This is a genomic window from Pararhizobium sp. DWP3-4 (assembly GCF_049898205.1).
In the GTDB taxonomy this organism is placed as follows: domain Bacteria; phylum Pseudomonadota; class Alphaproteobacteria; order Rhizobiales; family Rhizobiaceae; genus Pararhizobium.
Genome location: NZ_JAFCXF010000001.1, coordinates 970,008 through 995,659, shown reverse-complemented (window position 1 = coordinate 995,659; position 25,652 = coordinate 970,008). Strand labels below are relative to the sequence as shown.

Sequence of the window (25,652 nt, the reverse complement as noted above, 5' to 3'; positions counted from 1 at the left end):
TCAAAGATCCAATCAGGCGTGCTTTTCGAGCCAGGCGGCGATGATCGTTTCCAGCGTTTCGATCAGGCCTTCATGTTCGAGTTCTTCGACGATCTCATCCACGAAGGCGTTGACCAGCATGGCGCGCGCCTTGTTTTCCGGAATGCCGCGGGCCCGCAGGTAGTAGAGATGCGTCGGGTTGATATCGATGACGGTGGCGCCATGGCCGCACTGAACGTCGTCGGCAAAGATTTCCAGCTCCGGCTTGGCCGAGAAATCGGCGTCGTCGGAGAGAAGCAGCGTGTTGCACGCCATCTTTGCATCAGTCTTCTGCGCATCGGGCGCAACCCGGATCTGCCCCTGGAACACGCCTTTGGCGCGGTCGAACAGCACGTTGCGCAAGATTTCTGTGGATGTGGTGTTCGGCACGTCATGGCCAAGCGTGAAGGTCACGTCGGTATGCGTTTCGTTGCCCAGCAGGTTGATACCGCGCATTTTGAAATCCGCGCCTTCACCCGTTGTGACGCCGTGTACTTCCTGGCGCACCAGCTTGCCGCCGGCATTGATGATGAACAGCCGGAGCTTGGCATTGGTGCCGAGGTCGAAATTGACCTGGGCAAGATGGCTGTCGCTAGCGCCCTGCTGCTGCAGGATGATCCAGGTGATCTCGGCACCTTCATCGAGGATCAGATCGCTGACAACCGTAACAAGGCTGGCCGCATCGTTGACCGAGAGATGGCGCTCGATGATCGTTGCCTTGGAATTGGCGCCGAACGTTACCGGAAAGCGCGAATGGCTCTGGCCGGCACTCTGTACCAGCTGGAATTCCAGCGGCTGCTCGAGCACGGTGCCTTCCGGCACCTCGATCTCGAAACCATCGCGCACGAAGCTGCCATTGATCCGTCCGATGGCATCGTCCTGATCGCGCTCGACCAGATCGGCGGCGGCAACGCCGTCGATCAGGCTTTCGGCATAGGAGCGGACATTGATGCCGGCCGGCAGGTTCTTGGTGTCGGCCTTGCCGTTCAGGACTGAAAGAACCGAGGAGCCTGGAACCAGTGGATCGACCTTTTGCGCAAACGCCGTCGGATCGTAGGCTGGAACGGCACGCAACAGCGCACGCAGGTCCGTATAGTGCCAGGCTTCGACGCGGCGGGTCGGCAGGCCCTGCCGCCTGAGATTTGCCAACAGGCTATCGCGGGCCGACAGCACGGCGCCTTCGCCGGGCAGTTCACCGATCTGGGCAGTATAGGCATCGACGAGGGACGTCTCGGCGGCTGTCATCGTGATTGCCGTTTGCATGTTCATCCCTGTACTCCTCAAGCCGCCGCATCGATGATGTCGGCATAACCATTGGCTTCAAGATCAAGCGCCAGCGACTTGTCGCCGGACTTGATGATCTGGCCCTTGTAAAGAACATGGACGCTATCGGGCACGATGTACTCCAGCAGACGCTGATAGTGGGTGATGACGATCACCGCACGGTCAGGCGAGCGCAGCGCGTTGACACCGTCCGAAACGATCTTCAGCGCGTCGATGTCGAGGCCGCTGTCAGTTTCATCCAGCACGCACAGCTTTGGCTCCAGAAGCGCCATCTGCAGGATTTCCGCACGCTTCTTCTCGCCGCCGGAGAAACCGACGTTGAGCGGACGCTTCAGCATGTCCGGGTTGATCTGCAGCTTGGCAGCGGCTTCCTTGACGCGACGGATGAAATCCGGCGTCGAAAGCTCGTCTTCACCGCGATACTTGCGCTGCTCGTTGAGAGCCACCTTCAGGAACTGCATGGTCGCAACCCCCGGGATTTCGACCGGATACTGGAAGGCAAGAAAGATGCCCTTGGAAGCGCGCTCGGACGGGTCGAGTTCAAGAATGCTCTCGCCATTGTAAAGGATGTCGCCTTCGGTCACTTCGTAATCGCTGCGGCCCGACAGGATATAGGACAGCGTCGACTTGCCGGAGCCGTTCGGCCCCATGATGGCAGCCACTTCGCCGGCTTTCACGGTCAGGTTCAGACCACGGATGATCTCGGTGCCGTCTTCGGCGATGCGGGCATGGAGGTTTCTGATTTCAAGCATTGTTCTTCGTCTCGATCTCGTGCCCCGTTGTACCGGGGTGGTTTCATTTGAGGACCGCCTCGGCGGGCAAATTCAATTCACATGCGTTACACCAGGAGGCGAAAGGCAAACCGAACAAGCTCGACGACATCCTGCATCCAACCCATCACTTGTGTATACGGGCTCAGCCGATCCTGCGTATAACGGTAAGGCCGAGCCGGTGGATCCGCCTTTTCGAATTCCTTGGCATCGCGGGAGTTCTCGATGACCTCAAGAAAATCCCTGCGTTGTTGGTTCAGGCGATCCAGTATTTTATCCCCGGCCGCCTTATCCATATCAGCCCACCGAGCCTTCCAGCGAAATCCCGATCAGCTTCTGTGCTTCGACCGCAAATTCCATCGGCAGTTCCTGGATGACTTCCTTGACGAAACCGTTGACGATCAGTGCGATCGCCGCTTCCGTCTGAATGCCGCGCTGCAGGCAGTAGAACAGCTGGTCTTCGGAGATCTTCGAGGTGGTCGCCTCATGCTCGAACTGAGCCGAGGAATTACGTGCCTCGATATAGGGCACTGTGTGGGCGCCGCACTTGTCGCCGATCAGGAGCGAGTCGCACTGGGTAAAGTTACGGGCGTTTTCGGCCTTGCGGTGGGTCGAGACCTGGCCGCGATAGGTGTTCTGGCTGAAGCCGGCAGCAATCCCCTTGGAGACGATACGGCTCGAGGTGTTCTTGCCCAGATGGATCATCTTGGTGCCGCTATCGATCTGCTGATGGCCGTTGGAAACGGCGATCGAGTAGAACTCGCCGCGCGAACCATCGCCGCGCAGGATGCAGGACGGGTATTTCCAAGTGATCGCCGAGCCGGTTTCGACCTGCGTCCACGAAATCTTCGAGTTCTTGCCACGGCAATCGCCACGCTTGGTGACGAAGTTGTAGATGCCACCCTTGCCGTCCTTGTCGCCCGGATACCAGTTCTGCACAGTCGAATATTTGATCTGGGCATCATCAAGCGCAACGAGCTCGACAACCGCCGCATGCAGCTGGTTTTCGTCGCGCTGCGGCGCCGTGCAGCCTTCCAGGTAGGAGACGTAGGCGCCCTCTTCCGCAATGATCAGCGTGCGCTCGAACTGGCCGGTGCCCTTCTCGTTGATACGGAAATACGTCGACAGCTCCATCGGGCAGCGAACGCCCTTGGGGATATAGACGAACGATCCATCAGTGAAGACGGCGCAGTTCAGCGTCGCATAGTAATTGTCGGTGGTCGGAACGACAGTGCCGAGATATTTTTTCACCAGATCCGGATGTTCGCGGATGGCTTCCGAGATCGACATGAAGATCACGCCGGCCTTCTTCAGCTCTTCCTTAAACGTCGTGACGACAGAAACGGAATCGAACACGGCATCGACGGCGATGCGCGGCGTCTTCACGCCAGCCAGGATTTCCTGTTCACGCAAGGGAATGCCGAGTTTTTCATAGACGCGCAGAAGCTCAGGATCGACGTCGTCGATCGACGTCGGGCCGGGCGTGCTTTTCGGCGCCGCGTAGAAATAGATCTCGTTGAAATCGATCTTCGGATAGTTGACGCGCGCCCAGGTCGGCTCTTCCATGGTCAACCAGCGCTGATACGCTTCCAGACGCCATTCGAGCATCCAGTCCGGTTCGCTCTTCTTTGCCGAAATGAAGCGAATGATGTCTTCGGACAGGCCCTTGGGCGCCTTGTCCATTTCGATCGTCGTCTCAAACCCGTATTTGTACTGGTCCACATCGATCAGGGCGACCTGATCGATTGTTTCCTGCACAGCAGCCATGTCGTTCTCCAATCTCGCCGGATACAAGGTCCGGCAGCTTGTCAGCACGATACAATGTCGTTGTATCGCCTATGTAATGGGCTTAAGGGGCATTTTCACCCCGTTTGCCAAGCGGAAAATTCAATTTCCGCAATTTAATTCACTCTCACGCCGCAGCCCCGGAAATCCGGCGCCGCGCCGACACCTTGGCAAAGACCTCGGCACACCGATCTATGTCGGCTTGCGTGGTTGACGGCCCGATCGAAATCCGCAGCGCACCATGGCGCGGATCGTGCCCCATTGCCGACAGAACATAGCTCTGGCCGACCTTGCCGGACGAGCAGGCGGAACCGGCCGAAAGCGCGACACCCTCCAGATCGAAGGCAATCTGTCCGGTCTCGGATTTCAAGCCGGGCAGCGTAAAGAAGCACGTGTTGCCAATGCGCTCTCCGCCCAATCCATGGATGATGACGTCGGGTGCTGCCGCGATCATCGCTGTCTCCAGCTTTTCGCGCAGTGCCGAAACCACGATCATCCGCTGGCTCAGATTGTCAGCTGCAAACCGGGCAGCAGCGCCAAATCCGGCAATCGCGGCGGGGTTTTCCGTACCGGAGCGATGCCCCTTTTCCTGGCCGCCGCCACGCACGAGCGCGGCAGGCATCAGGATTTCGCCACGCACCACCAAAGCACCCGCACCCTTCGGCCCGCCGATCTTGTGGGACGAGACGATCAGGAAGTCCGCACCAAGCGCTTCTATCGACAACGCCAGGCGTCCGGCAGCTTGGACGGCATCGACGACCAGAATGCCGCCGACCGCCTTAACAAGGCGGGACACTTCATTGATCGGCTGGACGATGCCCGTCTCGTTGTTGGCCAGCATCACCGCGACCATCGGCAGGCCGGACTGTCGGTCATGGGCAGCCAATGCCGCTTCGAGTTCGGCCAGATCGATCGTGCCCGCCGGCGTCACGGCGATTTCGCTGACATCAGCCTTGCCGAACCGCCCGCCTTCGCGAACGGCCGGATGCTCGATCGCCGAAATATAGAGATGGCCGATCGTCAGCGGCGTCTTGCCCATGCGAAAATCGGGCGTCAGAACCCAGTTTGCCGCTTCCGTCGCGCCACTGGTAAAGGTCACGCTGGTAGCAGAGGCACCGCAAAGGGCGGCTACATCACGGCGGGCATTTTCAATCAATGTCCGGATTTTGCGGCCTTCTCCATGCACCGAGGATGGATTGCCGGGAAGATCGAGCGCATCAAGGCATGCCGCGCGCGCGGCCGGCAACAGCGGCGCGGTGGCATTCCAGTCCATATAGATGCGCTCTTGTCCCATATTCCCTTGCCAAAGATGAACCGGCTGCCATGTAAAGGCATGCGGCCGGTGCATTTTCCTTGAATTTTTCGCTTCGCTTGCCGTAAGAGACAGCACTCGCCACGGAAAGTCCGTGTCAAAGTTTTGAATGGTTCTAAACTGGTTTTAGAAAAGCTGACTGCTTTCGTCAAGACTGCATCAGTGCTGAACTGGTTTTTAGTCCCAGAATCAAGCCCGGAGAGCCAATGCCCGAAATCATCTTCAACGGACCGGCCGGTCGCCTCGAAGGCCGTTACCAGCCGTCCAAGCAGAAGAATGCCCCGATCGCCATCGTCCTGCATCCGCATCCGCAGTTTGGCGGCACGATGAACAACCAGATCGTCTACCAGCTGTTCTACATGTTCCAGAAGCGCGGCTTTACGACGCTCCGGTTCAATTTCCGCTCGATCGGCCGCAGCCAGGGCGAGTTCGATCATGGCGCCGGCGAACTGTCGGACGCCGCATCGGCGCTCGACTGGGTGCAGAGCATGCATCCGGATTCGAAGAGCTGCTGGGTCGCCGGTTATTCGTTCGGCTCCTGGATCGGCATGCAGCTTCTGATGCGCCGTCCCGAAATCGAAGGCTTCATGTCGATTGCGCCACAGCCGAACACCTACGACTTCTCGTTCCTCGCTCCCTGCCCGTCGTCCGGCCTGATCATCAACGGCGACCTCGATAAGGTGGCGCCTGAAAAGGATGTCAACACGCTGGTCGACAAGCTGAAGGCCCAGAAGGGTATCCTGATCACCCACAAGACCGTGCCCGGTGCCAACCACTTCTTCAGCGGCCAGGTCGATACGCTGATGGCCGAATGCGAGGACTATCTCGACCGGCGGCTGAACGGCGAACTGACGCCGGAACCGGCGGCAAAACGCATCCGCTAACCCCGCATTGGCTGGTCACACCTGGCCTCACGTTTGTTTCGAATGGCACTCTGCGTCCTCAAGCGTCGCAGGGTGCCATTTTATTTTCGGGGCCACGAACCTGCCGATTCGGCACGGCCGCGCCAAAGGCGATCATGCGCCTCCGCCTTGTTACCATTTCCGACTTGTGTGACATCCGCCTGCCCAATCGCGTCGACATGAGCCTCTTTTCAAAGGCGTGTTTCCTGCATCAAGGCAAGGCACAGTTTCAAACGTTAACCTGATTTTCCAACCAGAAGGGCACTTTATAGGCGTCCCGGCGGCCGGTTCGCAGATGTCAGGCCTGCGCCTGCCATCCATCTTTGGGGCTGGCCGGTGTCGTTTGCCCTGCGCGGTTCACCCGGTTGCGCCCGCTCTTCTTGGCATCATAAAGCGCTGCGTCCGCACCCTTGATCGTATCGACGATCGACTGGCTCGGCGACGCGAGCGCACAAACGCCGAAGCTTGCCGACAGGCGAACCGTGTCCGGCAATCCGATGATCGCAAGCGATGAAAAGCTGTTGCGAAGTCCTTGGGCAAACAGATAACCCGTCGCTTCTCCGGTTGACGGCAGGAAGATGGCGAACTCCTCACCACCGAAACGGGCGCAGATTGCCTCTGGAGGCGCATGCCCGGCAAGCAGCCGGCCGAACGTCAGAATCACCTGGTCGCCGGCGGCGTGACCATAGGTGTCGTTGACCACCTTGAAATGATCGAGATCGCAGACAATCACGCAATGCGGATAAGCGGACATCGGCCGGGCAAGGATCTGGTTCACTCTTGCGTCGAAACCGCGCCGGTTCAACAGACCGGACAGGGGATCGATTTCAGAGTTGGCCTTGGCGTCATCCATGATTTCGACGACGATGACGGCGAGCAATGTCAGCCCTGTCGAGACGACAAGAACGGCGCTTAGGCTCTGGGAGACCAGCGCATAGGTGCTGCCAAGATAGGCTTGCGCCGTGTCACCACCACTGAACTTGACCGCAAAATAGACCTTGCTGGCGAAATTACCGGCCGTGATCAGCAGCAACGTCATCAGGATACGGTCGGACGTCTCTCGCCGCCCGGACCGGTAGACCGCCATCGCGCAGATCAGTTCCGCTATCGCGAACGGTATCTGGTAGCCGAGCGAATGGGTAAATGTGCCGCGCGGCAAGTCATAGATCATCAAGTTGAGCGGAAGCGCTGCACAGAGAAGCGCAGTGATCGTCCAGATGTTCGCCGGGACTGCATACAAGCGGCCAATGCCGACGCGGATCATCAACAGCGCGCTGAGCAGGGAACTGAATGCCCCGAAGCTGGCAATCCGGTCGAAGTCGCCATAGCGGATCATCACCTCAAAGACTGCCGATAGCGAGGCGACCGCGAATGCAGCAGCAAACCAGCGTCCAGCCGACGGAATGCGGCTGCGCCTCGATATGACAAGGAAAAACACGCAAAAAAGCTGCGCTATGAGGAAATTCACCGTCAGTAGAAAGAGCGCGCCGTTCATCGATGTGTCCGTTTCGGAAACACACAGGCCGTGTGCTCCTCTCCGCTGCGCCGCAAGGCTTTGCAGATTCGTGCGAATGGTATCTGCGCCTGGCAAAAGAAACGTTAATCTCAGTCTATCACGGGTGTCAAAGCCGCATTGAAAACGCCGCCGGTGACCGGTTTGGTTACGCCCGTCGTGCCGGGAAGTGTCAGCGGCAATCCTTCAAGCGAACGCACGGCCAAATAGGCCCATGCCTCCGCCTCCATGGCATCGCCATCAAGCCCCGCCTCCTCGGCAACAATGACTGTTGCATCTTCCTGCGCCGCAAGCTTGCGAAGATCGTCCATGATGACCGGATTGAGCCGCCCGCCACCACAGATGACATAGGCCCGGGGCCGCTCCGGCAGGTGTCTCGACGATTTGAGAATGGCCGCGGCTGTCACATAGGCAAGAGTGCGCGCACCGTCCGCCAGGGCGGCTTCCGCATCGGCTGGCGGCGAAAAGTCGTTGCGATCAAGCGAGCGGCGCTGGTTGGACGAAAAAAACGAATGGTCGAGATAACGGTCTGCCAGCCCCGGAATGATCCGGCCGGCGTTGGCGATCGCGCCATCCTCGTCGAAGGCGCCACCGGTATGGCTCTCCACCCATTGGTCGATCAGCGTATTTCCCGGGCCGCTGTCGTAAGCAACGATATCACCGTCCGTGCCGATGAACGTCAGATTGGAGATACCGCCGATATTGACGAAAACCAGCGGGGCCATTTGCTTAGCGCTTCGGGCGAGAGCGGCATGATAGACGGGAATGAGGGGTGCCCCCTGCCCGCCAAATGTCATATCATTGGCGCGCATGTCGTGAACCACGGCGATGCCCGTCAACCGCGCCAGCAGCGCGCCGTCGCCCAACTGCACGGTCAACGCCTCGTTCGGGCGATGAAGAACGGTCTGGCCGTGAAATCCGATCACGTCGATATCGGCCGGAGACAGGCCGTTTAAAGCGAGAAAATCATTGACCGCAACGGCATGCCGTAACGTCAGGTTTCGCTCGACGGCTCCCAGATCGCCCGGACGCTCCATCCTGTCTGTCAGCGTGCGCGCCTCGTCCAGGGCCAGTTTCAGCCGGTTCCGGAAAGCCGGTTCGTAAGCAACGCCCATGAAGGGGCCACGCTCGACCCGGTCGCGGCCATCGGTTCGAACCAGCGCAATATCGATGCCGTCCATGCTGGTGCCGCTCATCAGCCCGATCGCCGTCTTCATTTGCGCCATCCTGCACTCAACTCCCAGCCAAACATTGCCGTTGCAAACATTCCCAGCGCAAACAGGTGCACTTTTCACCAAACAGTGCTAAACGCCGCGCAAATATCCAGCAAGCACTCATTCTTTTCCAAACAGCCCACTGAAAGAGACAGGTCATGTCCGAATTCAAGTCCGATTTCCTGCACACCCTCCACGAACGCGGCTTCATCCACCAGACGTCCGACAATGCCGGACTGGATGCGCTGTTCAACAAGGAAACCGTGACGGCCTATGTCGGCTATGATGCAACAGCCACGAGCCTGCACATCGGCAACCTCATCTCTGCGACAATGCTCTATTGGCTGCAAGAAACAGGCCATCGACCGATTGCCCTGATGGGTGGCGGCACCTCCATGGTCGGAGACCCCTCGTTTCGCGACGAGCAGCGAAAATTGCTCACGCCCGAAGCAATCGATGTGAACATTGAAGGTATCAAGCGTATCTTCTCGCGTATCCTGCGCTTTGGCGACGGCCCAACGGACGCGTTCATCGTCAACAATGCCGAGTGGCTTTTGAAGTTGAACTACGTTGAATTCCTGCGCGACGTGGGCAGGCATTTTTCGGTCAACCGCATGCTGAGCTTCGATAGTGTCAAGCTTCGGCTGGACCGGGAGCAATCGCTGTCGTTCCTTGAGTTCAACTACATGATCATGCAGGGCTACGACTTCGTCGAGTTGAACCGCCGTCATGGCTGCCTGCTGCAGATGGGCGGTTCGGATCAATGGGGCAACATCATCAATGGGGTCGATCTCGGCCACCGCATGGGCACACCGCAAATGTATGCGTTGACAACCCCGTTGCTCACAACATCATCGGGCGCCAAGATGGGGAAATCGGCAACAGGTGCTGTTTGGTTGAATGAGGATGTCTACAGCCCCTATGATTTCTGGCAATATTGGCGCAACACCGAAGACGCCGATGTCGGCCGTTTCCTGAAGATCTTCACGCGGTTGCCGATGGACGAAATTGCCCGTCTGGTGGCACTCGGCGGATCGGAAATCAACGAAGCCAAGAAGATCCTGGCAACCGAAGCAACGGCCATCGTTCACGGTCGCGAGGCTGCGGAACGGTCGGCCGAAACAGCAAAGCAGACCTTCGAAGAAGGCGCGCTCGCCGCCAACCTGCCGTCCATCGACGTGCCCACGGCGGAGCTTCAGGCCGGTGTCGGTGTTCTCGCGCTGTTCGTGCGCGCCGGGCTGGCCGAATCGAACGGCAAGGTGCGGCAGTTTCTGAAGGATGGCGCCGTTCGAGTGAACGACAAGGCGGTCAGCGATGATCGTCAGGTGATCGGCACAGGTGATGTCACGGCGGATGGCGTCATCAAGTTGTCGCTCGGCAAGAAAAAGCACATTCTCGTCCGGCCGGCCTAAGTGCCCCGCAATGATGAACGACATGCAAACCGGCGGCGCTCCCGCCGGTTTTTTATTGGAATTCGAAGATGCTGCGGAACACGCCGGGCGCGATGATCGATAGCGGATTGATCGTCAGGTTCGGCTTGGCGAACGGGCCAACCAGCTTGAAGGTGATCCCGAGCAGGCCCCGGTCGCGGCCGTTGCCAAGAAGAACACCGATGATCGGCAATTCGCCGAACAGACGGTTGAGCCCATAGGCCGGCATGAACGTGCCGGTCATGTCCATGTTGCCGTTCGCGTCGCGCACCGTGCCCTGGAACGTCGCACCGACATCAACCCCGCGCACGACCCCGCTGTCGATCGCGATCGAGCCATTATCGAGTGCTATATTGGCGGAACCGCGCTCGAAGCGGGCCGAGCTGACATCGATATTCTTCTTTACCGCCTGGTTCAGACTTCTGCCATCGGCGCCTGTCGGCGTCGAGACGATCGATTGCAGCCTCGCCTCGTTAACCAGTGAAAACTTCCGGATGTCGACATTGCCCAGCCATGAGCTGCCGCCGCGATCGCGCAATTTCAGATTAAGCAGGCCGCCACGCATATTGCTGTAGATATTGGCGAATCGCGCCAGAGAGCCGGCATCGCCGCTGGTCAGCTCGAGAATGTTGTCGGCACCGTTTTTCGTCAGTTTGGCAACAACGGCCTGACCACTGTCGGTCACCGCCGACAGATCGACGGCGTCGATCTGTTTGCCCCTCGCTGCATAGCTCAAGTTGACGTTGGACAGCGTCTCGGAGTGAAAGCCGGTCACTTGTTGAAGGTTGGCGCTGATGGCGATCCGCTTGCTGTCGCCGCCGTCGTCTCCGTCGCCCGACCCGCTGCGCAGGCTTTCGATGACCGGGCGCATATCAGCGGATGAGCCATTGACGCTGATGGCAAAGCCACCTTTCTGGCGCTTGATGTCGACGGCATAATTGTCGCCTTTGGAGAGTTGAACCGAGGAAAACTCTCCGGAATTCAAACCTGATTTGTCGAGCACAAGGGCACCCGTGGCCCCAAAACCATCACCGTTCAGCTTCAGATCACCGATCTGGGTGACGCCGTCGGTGGTGGATGCGGAAAAGGTCGCCCTGGCGCCAATGCCAGCACCTTTCGACCAGCCGATCCAGGGCAGCGAAATGGAGGCACCGCCGAGATCAGCTGAAACCGTGTGCTGATCATTGTCATTGATCAGGATATCGAGCGCGACAGGCCCACTGATGATGCCGGCCAACCCTGGGGCCAGCTTTGCAAGCTCGCCGTCATTCAGTGTTCCGGAAATCTCGCGTTTGCGTTTGGCCGTGCTGGCCGATCCGACAGGCTCGACCACGGAGATGTCCATCTCTCCGCCATCGATATCGGCCTTGGCCTCAAGCACGGCCTGGTTCGGATCGATCCGCAACGTTCCCTTTATGTCGGAGATATCACGGCCGGCAAACGGTTTGTTTACGGTGACGCCATTCAGCATCATTTCCGCCTGCCATAACGGAGGCGGCGGTTTCTGGGCGGTGATCAAACCGAAACGCGCGCCAACCTCGGCCGTCATCTCGCCTGAAAAATCCTCCGGCTTGAAAGGTGTCCGCTGCAGGGCAAGGATTGGCCGGTAGCTGACAAGCTCTGCGATTGCGTCGGCATGCCCCGCGACATCGAGCTTCATTTCAGCGATCAGCGGCTTTTCGTATGTATTTGGAATGACAAAGTTACCGCCGTTCACGGTGGCAGATCGCCCGGACGGGAAATAGGCCGTGCCGCGTTCGATCGCCACATCCAGATGTTCGCCCTTCAGCTTGAAGGCGCCGGCAGCGTCGCGCAACGGCGGGATGTCGCCGGCCAGATTGACCCGCGCATCGGCGATGTTGAATTGAACGCTCAACTCCTCGGCATTCAGATCGATGGGACCGACAGTGTGCGTGATGCGTCCCATCGGCAGGAAGACTTCGATTTTGCCATCGGTGACCGTGCCGCCGAAGATGTTGTTGATCACCCAGCGCCGCGCATTCTTGCCAACCCACCAGGGCCACAATTGCTTGACCGCAGCCGACTGAATCTTGCTCGTCAGAAGCGCAAAGCTGATCTGCGGTGATGTATCCCCAAATGTCATGGAGAGGGAGCCGGCCGCCGTGCCGAGCCCGCTTGCGACCGTCAGTTCGTCAAACACCAGCTGGTGGCTTTCCGGCAAGTAGTGCCCCTGGGCCTTGGCATCGAAGATCAGCGGCGCCTCGGATACGTCGATCGGCGACGAACTCGCCGCTTGCAGAAGGAGATCGATCGAAAAGCCGTTTCTACCGGCAAGCACGGCGGGGTCGATATCAGCAATCGCACCCGTAAACGGGAAGGTTGAACGGCCAACGCGCACCATTGACGGCAGAATCTCGATCCGGTCGCGGGCAAAGTCGTAGCTGATATTCAGTTCCGAGGGTTTGAGCTCCGATGTGAATCCACCCGCATCGAATGCGCCATTATTGGAACGGCCGTTCAACTGCAGGGTCGGCGTCATGTTTTCCGCGGCACGCGTCGCCTTGATGGTCAGATCGGCACTGCTCTTGACCCCAAATGCAAGTTCCGTCGCTGTCTCATTGCGATGCAGGAAAGCAGACAGCGGCAAGCCGATGGCGGAACCGTCGAGTGTCGCGATGCGCCCGCTCTGCCGGTCGGCCCGCAAATGCAGTTCCGAGGATTGTCCATCGATCGAAAAGACGCCGTCGATCTGCATGGAGCCATCCGCGGTGCGCTTGAAATCCAGGGTCTCTACCACCATTGGGACGATGCGCTGGCGAAGACCGGCAAACGACAAACGGAGGTCTGCGATACGGACGGTTTCGGTATTGCTGCGGCTGATCAGTTGCGAAATATTGTCGATCTGGCTGAAAACAACCTCCAGCCCGCTGGCGACATCGGCGATACGAATGGCCGTCAGATCGATCGGCTTGCCCTGTGGCAGCAACGACGGATCAAGCGTCGATCCCTCGGCCTCGATTCGCGAAACGGCAATCCGGCCGGTCATCAACGCCAGCGGATTGAGTTCGATAAAGACGGAATCGGTGGTGACCAGGCGCTTGTTGGAGACGTTTTCCACCAGCGTCACGTCCTGCGCCTTCAAAGCCAAAGCGCCATTCGACGTCACGCGCAATACCGTGCTGCCGACCTCGGCACGATAAACGCCACCGATCGCTGCGTTCAGCGCCGCCTGCGCGCGTGCATTCAATGGTGCGTCGAGCAACCCGCCTTCGATGGCCGCCAAAAGCGCTGCGCCAAACAAAAGGACGAGCGAGGCGATGACTGCCGTCGCGGTGAAGACGCGATGGGTAATGCCACGTTTGTTCGGCGCGTGGACGATACATGGATCATGGGCCTGCGCCGACGGCAGGGAATGCAGAACGACAATGTCTTCCTTGCGAAACGATACTTTTTCGCCGCGGATTTCATTCATCAGCGCCGGTGACCTCGGAAGTGTGAAAAAGAATCATGCGGTATTTTCCAAATCTGTTGCGATTCCATTTCCCAGTATCAAACAGCTCCATGGCCACGGTGCCGAACCGATGTCATATGTGGTTGATTCGTCCCAATTTTTCGCCCGAAAATGCCAGCGACCTACCGCAGGGGATTTTTGAATCTGCATTCTCTGCACAGTAGTTAAAGAACGGTCCCGGGGCAAACGATGTCTGCCATCGAACCGATCTTGCCTGTGCTCGAAACAGCCTTCCGTTCCTCCGGCGCTGGACGGGCAGGGTTCCGATTGGCTATGCCTCTTGCGGCATATGACCCAGAATAAAGGACTAACCATGGCGAACCTGACCGAAGGCGCAATTGCACCGGACTTTACCCTGCCCCGTGATGGCGGCGGAAACGTCTCTCTGTCGGATTTCAAGGGACAGTCCGTCGTGCTTTTCTTCTACCCGAAGGACGACACCAGCAGTTGCACCACCGAATCGATCGCGTTCAGCGGACTCCTGGGCGAGTTTTCTGCAGCTGGCGCTGTGGTCATCGGCATGTCGCCCGATTCGGTGAAGAAGCACGACAAGTTCGCCAAGAAATACGATCTGTCCGTCATTCTCGCCTCGGACGAGGATCTGGCTGTGCTGAACAGCTATGGTGTTTGTGTCGAAAAGAGCATGTACGGCCGCAAATATATGGGGGTCGAACGGACAACCCTGCTGATCGGACCCGATGGCGTCGTCCGGCGCATCTGGCCGAAGGTGAAGGTCGCCGGCCATGCCGAAGAGGTGCTCGCCGCAGCCCAGAACCTTGCCACCGGAACCGTTTGACGATGACCAGCCTGCCGGCGATTCGCAGCCTTCGGGACGGGGCCGTCCGCGCAATCCGCGCGGCAGATCTCGATATCAAGACGCTTTTGACCCAGGAAACAGCCCGCCGGTGGAACGAACGGACGCTGTCGCTACGTTCGCCGCTCGATACACCCGTGCCTGATCGTCCCGGAAGACCCGAAAAGCCGGAGCTGATACCGCCAAGGCAAATGCCAAAACGTGCGCTGACCACCGACAGGGGCAGGATCGCCCTGCTCCACGCCATTGCCCATATCGAACTCAATGCGGTCGATCTGGCGCTCGACATCGTCGCCAGGTTTGCAACGGAGCCCGTGCCGAACTCGTTCTTCGACGGCTGGATGAAGGTCGCCTTCGAGGAGGCCAAGCATTTCCGCATGGTGCGCGATCGTCTGCGCCAGCTTGGTGCCGACTATGGCGACCTGCCGGCCCATGACGGGCTCTGGCAGGCAGCCCATGATACGCGCAACGACCTCACGGCGCGGCTGGCGGTCGTGCCGCTGATTCTCGAGGCGCGTGGCCTTGACGTGACGCCAGCCCTGCAGGCGAAGATGCGCGAGGCCGGCGATGTGGAAAGCGCTGCCGTGCTCGATGTCATCTACGAGGATGAAAAAGGCCATGTGGCCGTTGGTGCCAAATGGTTCCGTTTCCTCTGCGCCCGGCAAAAGAAAGACCCCGCAGCGGCATTCCAAGCCTTGGTCAGGGCTAATTTTCGCGGGCCGCTGAAGGCTCCGTTCAACGATATCGCCCGTGCCGAAGCAGGCCTGACACCATCATTCTATCGCTCTATGACGGCCTCCGTGAACACCTGATTGGCCGCCAGAAAAGCCGCCCAGCAAGGCTTTATTAACCTTAACAGTGTCTAATCGAGCTCGTCAGGACGGGCAGAATCGCACGCGGTGGGGGTGAGTTGGTGTCTACGGAAAGCCGGGTTTTCGGCAAGCGCGCACAAAAGCACATCATCATTCTGGCCAGCGGTGACAAGGTTCGCCACATGACCGTCCGCCCATGGATGGCAGCACTTTCGGTTTGTTTTATTTCTGTTTTCTCGATCGGCTATCTTGCTGCGACCTCCTATCTTGTGTTGCGCGACGACCTGATCGGCGGCACGATGGCGCGCCAGGCGCGCATGCAGCACGAGTATGAGGACCGGATCGCCGCCTTGCGCGCGCAGGTTGACCGCGTCACCAGCCGCCAGCTCCTTGATCAGCAAGTCGTCGAAGACAAGGTAGAAAAGCTGCTGCAGCAGCAGATGGCGCTGTCATCGCGCCACGGCCGCCTCGGAACGCTGCTCGACCGCGCCGAAGAATCCGGTCTCGCCGAGAAGGACGTCCAGCCTGCAGAGACAGCTCCCCTCGCCTACGAAAAGCGCGCCGACGCCAGTGGCGGCCTGAAAGCCATCGAACGCTTGATGGGCATGGGCGGCAAAGCGCCGCAACAGAAGATGGCGCTGGCCTACGCGCCGCAATCCGCTTCGAGCCGACAGGAGGCCATGTCGGACCGGGCCGATCGGTTGTTTTCGAAGGTGACACTGTCGCTCAAGGATATCGAGCAGGAACAGAAAACCCGGATCGACAGCCTGACTGCGGGCGCGTCGCAAGCCACCGATGCCATCATGACCATTCTCGCCCGCACCGGCGTCAAGCTGGCCGCAGATGCGGCGGCGGCCACCGCGCCCGTTACGGCGGACGACACTGCCATTGGCGGTCCATTCGTCGAGCCGGAAACGACGGAAGCCTTCGACAGCTCGCTGGTTGAGCTCGATACAGCGCTTGGCCGTCTCGAAAGCGTTCGCAGCCAGGCGAGGAAGCTGCCATTCAACAATCCGTCCCCAGCCAGCGACATTACCTCAAGCTTCGGCAATCGCCTCGACCCGTTCCTTGGCCGGTTGGCGCTGCACGCCGGCATCGATTTTCGCGCCCCGACCGGAACCCGCATCCTTGCAACCGCACCCGGCACGGTGATCACCGCAGGCAAGACCGGCGGTTACGGCAACATGGTCGAAATCGACCATGGCAACGGCATCACCACCCGCTACGCGCACCTCTCGACGATACTGGTCAATGTCGGCGACAAGATTACCGCCGGCGAGGCCATTGCCCGTTCCGGCAGCACCGGCCGCTCGACCGGCCCGCACCTGCACTACGAAGTCCGCCTCAATGGCGAGGCCGTCGATCCCATGCGGTTTTTGACCGCAGGCATTAAGCTCAGCCACTACATCAATTGAACTTGACGGCTTTGTGGCCGCTCTTGACGTAACGGCAGGCGTTTTTGCGCTATCCTGTTGTTGGCAGTCCATTATTGACTCTTTCGCCGATCAAACCACCGGTTTTCTTGACTTTGCTTGGCTATGGGACTAAGAGCCCCAGCAACGGCAGTTAACGCTTGCGCCGATTGACCAGAGTTCGACCGAACCGGAACGGAAACAGATTTCCCTTTGACCACTTTTTCAGACCTTGGCCTGAGCCAAAAAGTTCTTACCGCAGTGACAGATGCGGGCTACACCATCCCTACACCGATCCAGGCAGGCGCCATTCCGCCAGCCCTGCAGCGGCGTGATATTCTGGGCATCGCCCAGACGGGCACGGGCAAGACGGCATCCTTCGTGCTGCCGATGCTGACGCTTCTGGAAAAGGGCCGCGCCCGCGCTCGTATGCCGCGCACGCTCATTCTCGAGCCGACGCGCGAACTGGCTGCCCAGGTTGCGGAAAACTTTGAAAAATACGGCAAGAATCACAGGCTCAATGTCGCATTGCTGATCGGCGGCGTGTCCTTCGATGAGCAGGACCGAAAGCTTGAGCGTGGCGCCGATGTGCTGATCTGCACGCCAGGCCGCCTGCTTGACCATTGCGAACGCGGCAAGCTGTTGATGACCGGCGTTGAAATCCTTGTCATCGACGAGGCCGACCGCATGCTCGACATGGGCTTCATCCCTGATATCGAGCGCATCGCCAAGCTGATCCCGTTCACGCGCCAGACCCTGTTCTTCTCGGCCACCATGCCGCCGGAAATCCAGAAGCTCGCCGACCGCTTCCTGCAGAACCCCGAGCGTGTCGAAGTGTCGACGCGGTCTTCGACGGCAACGACGGTGACGCAGCGATTGGTCGCCACCCACAGCAAGGATTACGAAAAGCGCGCTGTGCTGCGCGATCTGATCCAGAAGCAGGACGAGCTGAAGAACGCCATCATCTTCTGCAATCGCAAGCTTGATGTTGCCGAACTGTACCGCTCGCTTTCGCGTCATGGCTTCTCCGTGGGCGCTCTGCACGGTGATATGGACCAGAGCTCGCGTACGAAAATGCTTGCGGGCTTCAAGGACAATGCGATCACGCTGCTGGTTGCCTCCGACGTCGCCGCTCGCGGTCTCGACATTCCGGATGTCAGCCATGTGTTCAATTTTGACGTGCCGATCCATGCGGAAGACTATGTCCACCGCATCGGCCGCACCGGCCGTGCCGGCCGTTCGGGTGCAGCGTTCACGCTGGTTTCCAAGCGCGACACGAAATTCGTCGATGCCATCGAAAAGCTGATCGACAAGAACATCGAGTGGCTGAACGGCGACCTTTCCGCCCTGCCCGCTCCGATGGAAAGCCACGAGAGCAGCAAGCCGGAGCGCGGCGGCCGTGACGGCAAGCGCGGTGGACGCCGCAATGACCGGGATCGTGAACACGCTCCCCGGCCCGTGGCCAGTCACAAATCGGACATCAAATCAGACGATAGTCCGGCAGTCGTAGCAGCCCCCCTCGAACCGGTAGTAGCAAAGGCAGAACCTGTGAGATCAGAACGCAAGGCAGAAACGAAACCGCAGAATGCCGGCCGTAACAGCAACCGTCCTGCTCCCCAGCCGAATCCTGCCAATGACGACAACCGCGATCGCCGCAATCGCTATCGCCGCGACCAGGACGACGGCCCGACGCCGGTCGGCTTCGGCGACGATATCCCGGCTTTCATGCTGATTGCCGGCAAGGCCTGAGCCTTCACGCAGTCGGATGGCATATCCAGGCATAGATTTTCCCGGTGTGGGATCAGGGCTTGCCGTCTTCAGTGACGGCAAGCTTTTGCTTTGCAAGCGTTTGAAAGCGCCGGAAGCCGGCCACTGGAGCATTGTCGGCGGCAAGGTCGATCATATGGAACCGGCAGCCGACGCCGCCCGCCGCGAGGCGGAGGAAGAGAGCGGTCTGACAATCCATTCGGCGCGTTTTCTCTGTCTCAGCGAACAGCTGATTGCGGCCGACCGGCAGCACTGGATCTCGCTGATCTACGTGACCGACGATTTCTCCGGCGAACCACAATTGACGGAACCCGACAAACTTTCCGCAATAGGCTGGTATCCGCTCGACGACCTGCCGCAGCCGCTCTCTCTGTTTGCCCAGGATGCGGTCAAGGCGTTGCGGGCGCTGGCTATTTCTTAGCGCGCAAGGCCGCCTCAAAGGCAAGCCGCACCCAGCGGGCCATTTCATCGGGATCATCAAAAGCTTCTTCTGGAACGGACCAGTAGGGCATCTTCACCAGTTTGCCCTTGTCGTCATAGCTCCACTGCGAACTACCGGCCGCCGCGAATTCTCCGGCGCTCTCGGTGTCAGCTTTCAACAGAATGTCGCCGCTGACCTCCAGAGCCAGAATCCGGCCCTCGAAATAGATGCCCTTGCCGCCAAACATGCGTTTGACCGTCACTGGCCCGAGAGCCGAAAACATCTCCTCGATTGCCGCATTGTCCATGTCTGTCAGCCTTTCAACATGCGAATGGTAAAGTCGGCTGTTCCATCAATATGCGGCAGCATGGCGAGCAAGCCGCGGGAACCGCGTAGCCGGTGCAAGGAAAATCTATAGCGTGCGGTAGTCCCGGTCCAGATAGACGAGCGCCGGTTGCTGCGGGCCGAGCGCCACCGCGACGACCTGTCCGAACAGGACGATATGGGTGGCCACGGTCTTGATATCGATCAGCCGGCAATCGAACACAGCCACGGCCTCGGCAAGGATCGGCGCGCCGGTCTTAAGTTCGCCCCAGGTGCCGTGGGAAAACCGCTCTGCCGGATCGACATTGTTCTTGCCGGAAAAGACATGGGCGAGATCCATCTGGTCGGCGCCGAGAAGATTGAGCGCGAAGCTGCCGCTGTCGGCAAAGATGTCGTTGCGCGGATTGGCGCCGTTGAGGCAGACCAAAAGCGTCGCCGGATCGTCGGACACCGAGCAGGCAGCCGTGATCGTCACGCCGCGCCGCACGCCGTTATTAGCCGCCGTGACGATATGCACGTGGCCGGCCAGCCGGCTCATGGCATCACGGTAGGCCAGCGGGTCCAGTTGGGTCTTGTCCAACACGGCAGTCTCCAGATCGAGTTACGCCTTAACACATAGACATTGCGACGAAATATGAAACCCATCGTCTGTTTTTTCTTCGTCATCGACGACAGTTGCCGTCCCGTGGCGCATGTTTCGATCTTTTCCTTTGACCCCTGCTGCCACATCTTTAAAACATGGGCATTCTCAACTGGATAAGCGCATGTTTCGTACGATTTTTGCCAGCCTTGTGATTGCCGGATCGGTCCAGGCCGCCCCGGCTTTGGCTGCAGGCCTGAAGATCGCTGTCGTCGCCCCGGCGGACGGACCTTTTGCGCTTCTGGGGCAGCAGATGCTGGACGGCGCACGCTTTCAGGCGGACGATCGCGGCTCGGAAATCATCGCCATCCCGGAAACCTGCGAGCCTAAGGATGCCGAAAGCCTGACAAAGGCGCTGCTCGCCAGCGGCGCCGAGGCGGCGATCGGTTTCCTGTGTACGGAAAGCCTGGAGGCAACGCTACCGGCACTGGCCGAGGCCGGCATTCCGGCCCTGACGCTGAGCGTCCGTTCCGACATCCTGATGGAAGACGCGGCGAAAAAGAAATGGCCACTCTTCCGGCTGGTGCCGAGCGCCAAGGCGGAAGCGGCCAAAGTGACGGAGATCATTCTGTCGCGCTGGAAGAACGAACCGCTGGGACTGATCGAGGACGGAACGATCCATGGGCGCGAACTGGTGGAAACCGTGCGCGGCGCGCTGGCCGAAATCGGCCTCACCCCGACCTTCTCCGACACCTACCGTCCCGCCCAGGAACAGCAGGTGAGCCTTGTTCGAAGGCTCGCCAAGAGTGGCGCGACGCATGTGTTCACCGGCGGCGACCGCGCCGATGCCGCAATCATTGCCCGCGACGCGGCGTCCGAACAGGTGCCGCTGACGCTGATGGGCGGCGAGGCGCTGGAAGCGGCAAACCTGCCGGTTCCGCTGGCAAACGGCGTTCTGGCCGTATCCCTGCCCGATTATGCCGCACTGCCGGACGCCAAGGTCACCGTCGATGCCATGACGGCGGCAAAATTGCTGCCGGAAGGCTATGTGTTGCCAGCATTCGCAGCCGTCACGCTGTTGGAGCAGGCGAAGGATCAGGCCGGCAGGGATGGCGGCCCTGTAATGGATGCGTTGGCCAAAGGCCCCTACCAGACGGTTCTTGGCCCGATCCGCTTCAACGCCGGTCACGAACTGGCTGAAAACCCCTACCGCCTGCTGGAATGGCAAAACAACCGGTTCATCGCCGCACCGGCCGTTTCGGGAAGCCAATGATGCGCCCCGGCCCGCGCAATGCGATCACCGATGTCGGCGGCCTAAGTGTCGGCAATGCCGAGGACCATCGGCTAAAATCCGGCGTCTCCGTCGTCGTCTGCGATCAACCGGCTGTCGCTGCCGTGCAGGTTCTGGGCGGCGCTCCCGGCACGCGGGAGACCGATCTGCTGGAGCCGCACAACACCGTGCAGACCGTCGATGCCATCGTTCTGTCGGGCGGCTCGGCCTTCGGGCTCGATGCGGCCTCCGGCGCGCAGGCGGCGCTGCGGCAGATGGGACGTGGCTTTCCGGTCGGTAACCTGCATATCCCGATCGTTCCGGCAGCCATCCTGTTCGACCTGATCAATGGCGGCGACAAGGATTGGGGTCTCTATCCGCCCTATCGCGAACTTGGGTATGCGGCTGTACAGGCCGCAGCACTGGAGTTTTCGACAGGCACCGCCGGCGCCGGAACTGGCGCCCTGACGGCCACATTCAAGGGTGGCCTCGGCACGGCCTCGACGATCTTCGACAACGGCATCACCATCGGCGCGCTGGTCGCGGTCAACGCGCTGGGATCGGCAACTATAGGCGACACAGCACATTTCTGGTCGGCACCGTTCGAAGAAGGCGCAGAGTTCGGCGGCCTCGGCATGCCGCATCCGTTCCCGAGCGACGCGCGAGACCTGCGCATCAAGTTTCGCCGCAAGCAGAGCGAAACGAAAAACACCACGATCGCCGTCATCGCCACAGATGCGGTCCTGACCAAGGCCGAGGCAAAACGTCTGGCCATCGCCGCCCATGACGGTTTTTCCCGAGCGCTTTGGCCTTCGCATACGCCGCTTGACGGCGACCTGGTCTTTGCGCTGGCGACGGGAACAAGCGGAAATACCATTTCGCTGCAGGATTTCATCGATCTCGGGGCTGCGGCAGCCTCCACCATGGCCCGCGCTATCGCCCGTGGCGTGCATGACGCGACGGCCCGGGAAAACGATCTGCTGCCCGTTTGGGCGGCGCAAACCTAGACCCGTTGGGATGATGAAAGCGGCAACATCTGTTGTTTGCCGTGAAAAGCGATGCTATTGCCCGCAAAACAGTTGGAGCCCCATATCATGCCCCTGCCTATCCGCATCGCCCCCTCCATTCTCGCCGCCGATTACGCCAAGCTCGGACAGGAAGTGCGCGACGTCGTTGCCGCCGGTGCCGACTGGATCCATCTCGACATCATGGACGGCCATTTCGTCCCGAACATTTCCTTCGGCCCGGATGTGATCAAGTCGCTGCGGCCGCACACGCAGGCCTATTTCGATTGCCACCTGATGATCGCCCCGGCCGATCCCTATCTCGAAGCCTTTGCCAAGGCCGGCTGCGACAGCATCACCGTGCATGCCGAGGCAGGCCCGCATCTCGACCGTTCGGTTCAGGCCATCAAGGCGCTGGGAAAGAAGGCCGGTGTTTCGATCAATCCGGCAACGCCCGAAAGCGTGCTCGACTACCTGCTCGACAAGATCGACCTCGTTCTGGTGATGACGGTCAATCCAGGTTTCGGCGGCCAGAAATTCATTCCCGCGATGGAAGAGAAGATCCGCCGCATCAAGGCGATGATCGGCGACCGGCCGATCGACATCCAGGTCGATGGCGGCATCGCGCTGGACACGATCGCGCTTCCGGCGTCCGCCGGTGCCAACGTGTTCGTCGCGGGCTCGGCCATCTTCGGCGGTGGGCATGTCGATGCCTACCGCAAAACCATCGACACCTTGCGCAGCAACGCCGAAGGAGGCCGCGGATGAGATTGCCGGGCGGAATCGCGGCTGCATTGCTTGCCTCGGCGCTTTTTTCCGGCGCGGCCTGTGCTGGCGATTTCGCCTCATTCCAACCGCTCGGCTTTTCGGCGGATGGCAATGTCTTTGCCTTCGAGGAATATGGCGTTCAGGACGGCTCGGGCTTTCCCTATTCGAACATCTATTTCGTCGATACCCGCAAGGACACCTTTTTGCCCGGAACGCCGATCCGGCTGCGCCTCGATGAAGAAAACACCAGCCTTGCCAAGGTGAGAGCACAGACGGCCGCAAAGGCCGCCCCGCTTGTCGAGAAATTCGATCTTGGCGCCAATCCCGGCCTGCTCGCCGCTTTCAATCCGATCACGGAAACGGACAGCGCTCCTCATCGCCTGACATACCGGCAATATGCCGTCGAGCCGCCGGTTGGTGGAGACTTCACGCTCTCGCTCGATGACATCCCCCTCGCCCCCTCCGCACTCTGCAAGGATGTCACGCCCCAGTCGACCGGCTTTCGTCTCGCCTTTAAAACAGAGGACGGAAAGTCATCGGACCGCGTGCTGCACGCCGACACGGCCATTCCCGACAGCCGCAAATGCCCGACCGGTTACCGTATCGGCGGCGTCATGGTGCATAATCCGCAGCAAGGCGAACCGGTTCACGTTGTCCTCGTTCAGGTCTTGAGTGTCGGTTTCGAAGGCAGCGACGGCCGCTGGATCGCCGTTCCGGCGCCCGCAGCACAATGAGTGCACCCGAGCATGCGGCAACGGACGGGCAGCGCGGCTTGACGCGAAAAATCGCGCAGCGCCTGCGTCTGGCTTTGCCGGGCCTGTGGGAGCTCGTTCTGGGTGCGCCTTTGTGGGGCCTGATGATGGCTGGGTCGGCACTTGCTGCATTGTACCTGCGCAATGGCGCCGAGACTTTCCATCTGAAGAGCATTCTCATCCTGTTCTTCTGTGGTGGCGTCGCGTCCTGGCCATTTGCGCTGCTGCTCGGCCGTTTCGGCGCGATGGGAAGAGGCCGGGAAACCCGTTTTGCGGCATTCTTTCTGTGCCTGACCCTCTGCACAATCGCCGTCACGGCTGTTCTGTTTGCCCTCGATTACCGGATTTTCTATGCCCGCTGGCACGCCCCGTTCGGCACCGGCACCTGGGCCTATCAATTCACGTTCACCTCGGCCAGCGCCATTTATCAGTTCATAGTCATGGGCATCCGCCTGTATCTGCCGCTCGGATTTGCCGCTCTCGCACTGACCAGCCTGTGGCTGACCTGCCGGATGCCAAAACAGCAACGTTGAGATTGCCGTCTATCTTTGCTAGAGGCTCAGCCAACGCCCATCGTCACGAAAGCTGAAGCCCATGATCCCCCGTTACTCCCGGCCGGAAATGGTGGCCATCTGGTCGCCGGAAACCAAATTCCGCATCTGGTTCGAAATCGAGGCCTATGCCTGCGACGCACTGGCCGAACTCGGCGTCATCCCCAAGGACGCCGCCAGGACGATCTGGGAAAAGGGTGGTTCGGCCACTTTCGACGTCGCGCGTATCGACGAAATCGAAGCCGTCACCAAGCATGACGTCATTGCCTTCCTGACGCATCTGGCCGAATTCATCGGTCCCGACAGCCGGTTCGTCCACCAGGGCATGACCTCGTCCGACGTGCTCGACACGACGCTGAACATCCAGCTGGTGCGCGCCGCCGACCTGCTGCTTGCCGATCTCGACCGCGTACTCAATGCGCTGAAGACCCGCGCCTTCGAACACAAGGATACGGTCCGCATCGGCCGCAGCCACGGCATTCACGCCGAGCCGACCACGATGGGCCTGACCTTTGCCCGCTTCTATGCCGAGATGAGCCGCAACCGCGCCCGCCTGGTTGCTGCCCGCGCTGAGATCGCCACCGGTGCCATCTCCGGCGCCGTCGGCACCTTTGCCAATATCGACCCAAGCGTCGAGGAATATGTCTGCGAAAAGCTCGGCCTCGTGGCGGAGCCGATTTCCACCCAGGTGATCCCGCGCGACCGTCATGCGATGTTCTTCGCCACGCTCGGCGTCATCGCCTCCTCGATCGAAAACGTCGCCACCGAAATCCGCCACATGCAGCGCACCGAGGTTCTGGAAGCAGAAGAATTCTTCTCGCCGGGCCAGAAGGGCTCGTCGGCCATGCCGCACAAGCGCAATCCGGTCCTGACCGAAAACCTCACCGGCCTTGCCCGCCTGGTGCGCATGTCTGTGGTTCCCGCCATGGAGAATGTCGCACTCTGGCACGAGCGCGATATCAGCCATTCAAGCGTCGAGCGCGCCATCGGCCCGGATACGACGATCACCCTCGACTTCGCCCTCAACCGCCTGGCCGGTGTTATCGAGAAGCTGGTGATCTACCCGGAAAACATGCTGAAGAACATGAACAAGTTCCGCGGCCTGGTGATGAGCCAACGCGTGCTTCTGGCCCTCACCCAGGCGGGCGTGTCGCGTGAGGACAGCTACCGTCTGGTGCAGCGCAACGCCATGAAGGTCTGGGAAAAGGGCGCCGATTTTCTTGAGGAACTGCTGGCCGACGCGGAAGTGCGCGCGGCTCTGCCGGAAGCGGAAATCTGCGAGAAATTCGATCTTGGCTATCACACCAAGCATGTCGACACGATCTTCCGCCGCGTCTTCGGTTGATCCACCCTGCGGAGAGCGTCACCGCTCTCCGCACCAAACTTGTGTTTGATTTCGACCCAGTTTGTTCGATTGTGAACGAATTTCTCAAGCTTTTTGTCAGTTTTCCATGAGAAATTGCGGAAAAATGAATGG

Annotated in this window: 23 protein-coding genes; 13 read left to right on the top strand and 10 right to left on the bottom strand. The window is 60.0% G+C overall.

Annotation, left to right across the window (positions count from 1 at the left end; translation table 11 throughout):
- Window positions 1–12: 12 nt before the first annotated feature.
- The 5 genes from sufD to ACP7E6_RS04675 form a co-directional block, all read right to left on the bottom strand.
- Window positions 13–1,287: a Fe-S cluster assembly protein SufD gene (gene sufD / locus ACP7E6_RS04695; RefSeq protein ID WP_426228337.1), complete on the bottom strand. Its 1,275-nt coding sequence runs from the start codon at window positions 1,285–1,287 to the stop codon at window positions 13–15.
- A gap of 11 nt (window positions 1,288–1,298) precedes the next feature.
- The gene (sufC, locus tag ACP7E6_RS04690) at window positions 1,299–2,054 is read right to left on the bottom strand and encodes a Fe-S cluster assembly ATPase SufC (RefSeq protein ID WP_426228335.1); all 756 of its coding nucleotides are present in this window, start codon (window positions 2,052–2,054) and stop codon (window positions 1,299–1,301) included.
- Between the two features lie 86 nt (window positions 2,055–2,140).
- Window positions 2,141–2,368: a hypothetical protein gene (locus ACP7E6_RS04685; RefSeq protein ID WP_426228333.1), complete on the bottom strand. Its 228-nt coding sequence runs from the start codon at window positions 2,366–2,368 to the stop codon at window positions 2,141–2,143.
- Between the two features lies 1 nt (window position 2,369).
- Complete coding sequence (gene sufB / locus ACP7E6_RS04680; RefSeq protein ID WP_426228331.1) at window positions 2,370–3,839, bottom strand: Fe-S cluster assembly protein SufB; 1,470 nt, start codon at window positions 3,837–3,839, stop codon at window positions 2,370–2,372.
- Window positions 3,840–3,984: 145 nt separating this feature from the next.
- Window positions 3,985–5,151 carry a cysteine desulfurase family protein gene (locus ACP7E6_RS04675; protein WP_426228329.1) on the bottom strand — a complete coding sequence of 389 codons (1,167 nt, stop codon included), beginning with the start codon at window positions 5,149–5,151 and terminating at the stop codon, window positions 3,985–3,987.
- A gap of 206 nt (window positions 5,152–5,357) precedes the next feature.
- Between ACP7E6_RS04675 and ACP7E6_RS04670 the strand changes: the two genes are divergently transcribed.
- A complete protein-coding gene (locus ACP7E6_RS04670) occupies window positions 5,358–6,053 on the top strand; it encodes an alpha/beta hydrolase (RefSeq protein WP_426228558.1) in 696 nt (231 codons plus the stop codon).
- Between the two features lie 316 nt (window positions 6,054–6,369).
- On the opposite strand, the gene ACP7E6_RS04665 is transcribed toward ACP7E6_RS04670, so the two are convergent.
- Together ACP7E6_RS04665 and ACP7E6_RS04660 are read right to left on the bottom strand one after the other, a co-directional pair.
- Window positions 6,370–7,566 carry a diguanylate cyclase gene (locus ACP7E6_RS04665; RefSeq protein ID WP_426228327.1) on the bottom strand — a complete coding sequence of 399 codons (1,197 nt, stop codon included), beginning with the start codon at window positions 7,564–7,566 and terminating at the stop codon, window positions 6,370–6,372.
- A 110-nt stretch (window positions 7,567–7,676) separates the two neighbouring features.
- Window positions 7,677–8,810 (bottom strand): anhydro-N-acetylmuramic acid kinase, encoded by a 1,134-nt coding sequence (locus ACP7E6_RS04660; RefSeq protein ID WP_426228325.1) that lies wholly within the window; start codon window positions 8,808–8,810, stop codon window positions 7,677–7,679.
- A gap of 146 nt (window positions 8,811–8,956) precedes the next feature.
- Here ACP7E6_RS04660 and tyrS point away from each other — a divergent pair, with 146 nt between their 5' ends.
- A complete protein-coding gene (gene tyrS, locus ACP7E6_RS04655) occupies window positions 8,957–10,210 on the top strand; it encodes a tyrosine--tRNA ligase (RefSeq protein WP_426228323.1) in 1,254 nt (417 codons plus the stop codon).
- A gap of 52 nt (window positions 10,211–10,262) precedes the next feature.
- On the opposite strand, the gene ACP7E6_RS04650 is transcribed toward tyrS, so the two are convergent.
- Complete coding sequence (locus ACP7E6_RS04650) at window positions 10,263–13,661, bottom strand: DUF3971 domain-containing protein (protein ID WP_426228321.1); 3,399 nt, start codon at window positions 13,659–13,661, stop codon at window positions 10,263–10,265.
- A 352-nt stretch (window positions 13,662–14,013) separates the two neighbouring features.
- Here ACP7E6_RS04650 and ACP7E6_RS04645 point away from each other — a divergent pair, with 352 nt between their 5' ends.
- The 5 genes from ACP7E6_RS04645 to ACP7E6_RS04625 all read left to right on the top strand — a co-directional run bounded on the left by ACP7E6_RS04645 (window position 14,014) and on the right by ACP7E6_RS04625 (window position 18,926).
- Complete coding sequence (locus tag ACP7E6_RS04645; RefSeq protein ID WP_426228319.1) at window positions 14,014–14,496, top strand: peroxiredoxin; 483 nt, start codon at window positions 14,014–14,016, stop codon at window positions 14,494–14,496.
- Window positions 14,497–14,498: 2 nt separating this feature from the next.
- On the top strand, window positions 14,499–15,326 hold the full coding sequence (locus tag ACP7E6_RS04640; protein WP_426228317.1) for a ferritin-like domain-containing protein: 828 nt from the start codon (window positions 14,499–14,501) through the stop codon (window positions 15,324–15,326).
- A gap of 98 nt (window positions 15,327–15,424) precedes the next feature.
- The gene (locus ACP7E6_RS04635) at window positions 15,425–16,741 is read left to right on the top strand and encodes a M23 family metallopeptidase (protein ID WP_426228315.1); all 1,317 of its coding nucleotides are present in this window, start codon (window positions 15,425–15,427) and stop codon (window positions 16,739–16,741) included.
- 210 nt (window positions 16,742–16,951) lie between these two features.
- Window positions 16,952–18,487 carry a DEAD/DEAH box helicase gene (locus ACP7E6_RS04630; protein ID WP_426228313.1) on the top strand — a complete coding sequence of 512 codons (1,536 nt, stop codon included), beginning with the start codon at window positions 16,952–16,954 and terminating at the stop codon, window positions 18,485–18,487.
- 16 nt (window positions 18,488–18,503) lie between these two features.
- A complete protein-coding gene (locus tag ACP7E6_RS04625) occupies window positions 18,504–18,926 on the top strand; it encodes an NUDIX domain-containing protein (protein ID WP_426228312.1) in 423 nt (140 codons plus the stop codon).
- On the opposite strand, the gene ACP7E6_RS04620 is transcribed toward ACP7E6_RS04625, so the two are convergent.
- Both ACP7E6_RS04620 and ACP7E6_RS04615 read right to left on the bottom strand, forming a co-directional pair.
- Complete coding sequence (locus ACP7E6_RS04620) at window positions 18,916–19,233, bottom strand: TfoX/Sxy family protein (RefSeq protein WP_426228310.1); 318 nt, start codon at window positions 19,231–19,233, stop codon at window positions 18,916–18,918. The two genes, ACP7E6_RS04625 and ACP7E6_RS04620, sit on opposite strands and share 11 nt — an antisense overlap.
- 105 nt (window positions 19,234–19,338) lie before the next feature.
- Window positions 19,339–19,788 (bottom strand): flavin reductase family protein, encoded by a 450-nt coding sequence (locus ACP7E6_RS04615; protein WP_426228556.1) that lies wholly within the window; start codon window positions 19,786–19,788, stop codon window positions 19,339–19,341.
- A 226-nt stretch (window positions 19,789–20,014) separates the two neighbouring features.
- Here ACP7E6_RS04615 and ACP7E6_RS04610 point away from each other — a divergent pair, with 226 nt between their 5' ends.
- The 6 genes from ACP7E6_RS04610 to purB all read left to right on the top strand — a co-directional run bounded on the left by ACP7E6_RS04610 (window position 20,015) and on the right by purB (window position 25,520).
- Window positions 20,015–21,103 carry a branched-chain amino acid ABC transporter substrate-binding protein gene (locus ACP7E6_RS04610; RefSeq protein ID WP_426228308.1) on the top strand — a complete coding sequence of 363 codons (1,089 nt, stop codon included), beginning with the start codon at window positions 20,015–20,017 and terminating at the stop codon, window positions 21,101–21,103.
- Window positions 21,100–22,107, top strand: coding sequence for a P1 family peptidase (locus ACP7E6_RS04605; protein WP_426228306.1), 1,008 nt, complete (start codon window positions 21,100–21,102; stop codon window positions 22,105–22,107). The genes ACP7E6_RS04610 and ACP7E6_RS04605 overlap by 4 nt, the downstream gene beginning before the upstream one ends.
- Window positions 22,108–22,194: 87 nt before the next feature.
- Window positions 22,195–22,872, top strand: coding sequence for a ribulose-phosphate 3-epimerase (rpe, locus tag ACP7E6_RS04600; protein WP_426228304.1), 678 nt, complete (start codon window positions 22,195–22,197; stop codon window positions 22,870–22,872).
- On the top strand, window positions 22,869–23,606 hold the full coding sequence (locus ACP7E6_RS04595) for a DUF2259 domain-containing protein (protein WP_426228302.1): 738 nt from the start codon (window positions 22,869–22,871) through the stop codon (window positions 23,604–23,606). The genes rpe and ACP7E6_RS04595 overlap by 4 nt, the downstream gene beginning before the upstream one ends.
- Entirely contained in the window at window positions 23,603–24,157 is a 555-nt protein-coding gene (locus ACP7E6_RS04590) for a hypothetical protein (RefSeq protein ID WP_426228300.1), read from the top strand. The genes ACP7E6_RS04595 and ACP7E6_RS04590 overlap by 4 nt, the downstream gene beginning before the upstream one ends.
- 61 nt (window positions 24,158–24,218) lie before the next feature.
- A complete protein-coding gene (purB, locus tag ACP7E6_RS04585; protein WP_426228298.1) occupies window positions 24,219–25,520 on the top strand; it encodes an adenylosuccinate lyase in 1,302 nt (433 codons plus the stop codon).
- The last annotated feature ends 132 nt before the right edge of the window (window positions 25,521–25,652 follow it).